The organism is Stenoxybacter acetivorans DSM 19021 (genome assembly GCF_000745895.1).
GTDB lineage: Bacteria > Pseudomonadota > Gammaproteobacteria > Burkholderiales > Neisseriaceae > Stenoxybacter > Stenoxybacter acetivorans.
Map to the genome: position 1 here is coordinate 1 of NZ_JQKE01000126.1, position 2,148 is coordinate 2,148.

The window sequence follows — 2,148 nt, forward strand, 5'->3', positions numbered from 1 at the left end:
ATGCGGGAATAGCTCAGTTGGTAGAGCGCAACCTTGCCAAGGTTGAGGTCGCGAGTTCGAGACTCGTTTCCCGCTCCATGATTTTTGATTGTATTCTTGTTGTATAGACCCTTTTGGCGGGATGGCAGAGTGGTTATGCAGCGGCCTGCAAAGCCGTGGACGCCGGTTCGATTCCGACTCCCGCCTCCATTTATCACTGTTATGGCAGTTGTTTGCTGTGTAGTGAAGTACTTTTAAAAAGCCATGGCGGGGTGGCAGAGTGACTATGCCGTGGTGTGCAAAACCGCGCAGGCCGGTTTAAATCCGCGCCCCCGCCTCCAGATAGATTGCAATATTTATATATTGCCCGGATGGTGAAATAGGTAGACACAACGGACTTAAAATCCGTCGCCTCTAAAACGGGCGTGCCGGTTCGATTCCGGCTCCGGGCACCAAACACCCTTTGATTTAAAATGAAAATCCGACTGCTTAAAGTCGGATTTTTTACATCTTGAGTAAGTCGGTTTGTTCTACATTTCGGCTGTTGTTCTACATCGCAAAGTAATACGGTTTTTTGAAGTTAAGAAAATCAAATATGTTGCGCAATTAAATTGCGTTTGACACTTTGATTTTTACCACCGTCGGCGCAACCAATTTACCCTTGCGGTTTCGGATATAATCCGCCGTCATCATCTGATTGCTGTGTCCTAGCAAGGTACGGGCGGCTTCGATGCCCAATTGTTCATCTTTGTCGGTGGCTGCCTTGGCACGCAGGTCGCGGAATTGGAATTGTTGCTTGTCTATCCTCGCCGCTGCTCGCGCCCTGTCCATGCCGCCGCGTAGCATTTCATAGGATAAGGGCTGACCTGCATGACGTACGCGGCCTAGATTGATAAATAGGTAATCATGTATCACCGTACCGCGCTCAACAAGTAATTGCGCCAGTACCTCTGCCAATAGACCTTCAATCTTAATCCGCACCTTGGCATTCACTTTGTTCTGGACAATCCACAACTCATCATCGTGTATATCGGACACTTTGATTTTCAAACAATCCGCAACCCGTTGCCCGATTAAATACGCCACCAACATCACAAACTGAATATGGCGTTCAGCTTTGCCATAGACTGCCCAAAACACTTTGTCTGAAACATACACATCGCGACCTGTTTCTTTGTTTTTCTTCACCCCACGGCAGGGATTTTCTCTATCGGTATAGCCCCACTCGCGGGCGTAATTGAAAATATGACTGAACAAAGACACCTCACGATTGGCACGTACCACGCCACCGTCTTTGGCGCGCCAGTCCAGATACTGACGAATATGCAAAGGACGTATTTCGTTTAAGGGCGCAGGTGCCGGCGCATTAAAAAATTCAAACAGCTTTTTCAACTCGTTTAGATTGTCGCGCTGAGTGCGTGGGGCTTTTTTTGGCAATACCTCTTTCAGATACCGTTTCGCTACATGTTCAAAAGTAGTCGCTTCATGAATTTTTGCCGCCACATCCGCGCTGTATTGCCGCTCATAATCGGCATAGCGGCGCAGGGCTTCTAAATAATTTGCACCCAGTGGCAACCACTTGCGCGGTTTGAATAAAAATAAGTTTTACCGCTGCTGCTTTGCTTTTGACGCATACGCATTGGCAATATCGGGGTTTTAGCCATGTTGAACTTTGGCAGACTGCCAACCTGAGTGACTGATTTTTTCAGGCTGCCTGAAAATGCCCGTAATCACAGCCACAGGCACAACCGGATTTCCTGCGGCATTCACTAAATACGGTACGCCCATACTACGCAGAGCAGTGATTTGCGCGGTGGCGCGTTTTCTACCCGTCAGTATCACCACGTCTTCGCGGCTTAAAAATTCGCTCATGATTAAAACCAACACAATAAAGAGTCATCATCAACATAATCAGGCAAAGGTGCGTTCAAAAACGCATCTAATTCCGCCAATGTTTCGGTGGTGGTTTGCCATTTGTTTTTTTGTATCGCCATTCGGGTACGCAAGCGCACTCGAGGTAAGAACCCATGTTCAAAAAAATTCTTAATAAAATCATATGGTGTATAATTAACAGAGGGACAAGACAACCAAACAAGGTAAAAACAAGACAACTAAATTTTCTCGGTTCTAAACCATTTAAGCAAGATTTTATAGATATTTTGCTCTCTA

General features: G+C 46.5%; 2 protein-coding genes and 4 tRNA genes. 4 read left to right on the forward strand and 2 right to left on the reverse strand.

The window, feature by feature from the left end; all coding sequences use genetic code 11:
- The first annotated feature begins 2 nt into the window (after positions 1-2).
- The 4 genes from Q384_RS10840 (at position 3) to Q384_RS10850 (ending at position 434) form a co-directional block, all read left to right on the forward strand.
- Positions 3-78 (forward strand) — tRNA-Gly (locus Q384_RS10840).
- 37 nt (positions 79-115) lie between these two features.
- A tRNA-Cys gene (locus Q384_RS10845) sits at positions 116-189 on the forward strand.
- 56 nt (positions 190-245) lie between these two features.
- Positions 246-320 (forward strand) — tRNA-Cys (locus Q384_RS13490).
- A gap of 24 nt (positions 321-344) precedes the next feature.
- Positions 345-434, forward strand: a tRNA-Leu gene (locus Q384_RS10850).
- 151 nt (positions 435-585) lie between these two features.
- On the opposite strand, the gene Q384_RS10855 is transcribed toward Q384_RS10850, so the two are convergent.
- A complete protein-coding gene (locus Q384_RS10855) occupies positions 586-1,554 on the reverse strand; it encodes a tyrosine-type recombinase/integrase (protein ID WP_245608549.1) in 969 nt (322 codons plus the stop codon).
- Positions 1,555-1,635: 81 nt separating this feature from the next.
- Complete coding sequence (locus Q384_RS10860; RefSeq protein ID WP_037588070.1) at positions 1,636-1,851, reverse strand: DUF4224 domain-containing protein; 216 nt, start codon at positions 1,849-1,851, stop codon at positions 1,636-1,638.
- Positions 1,852-2,148: the final 297 nt, after the last annotated feature.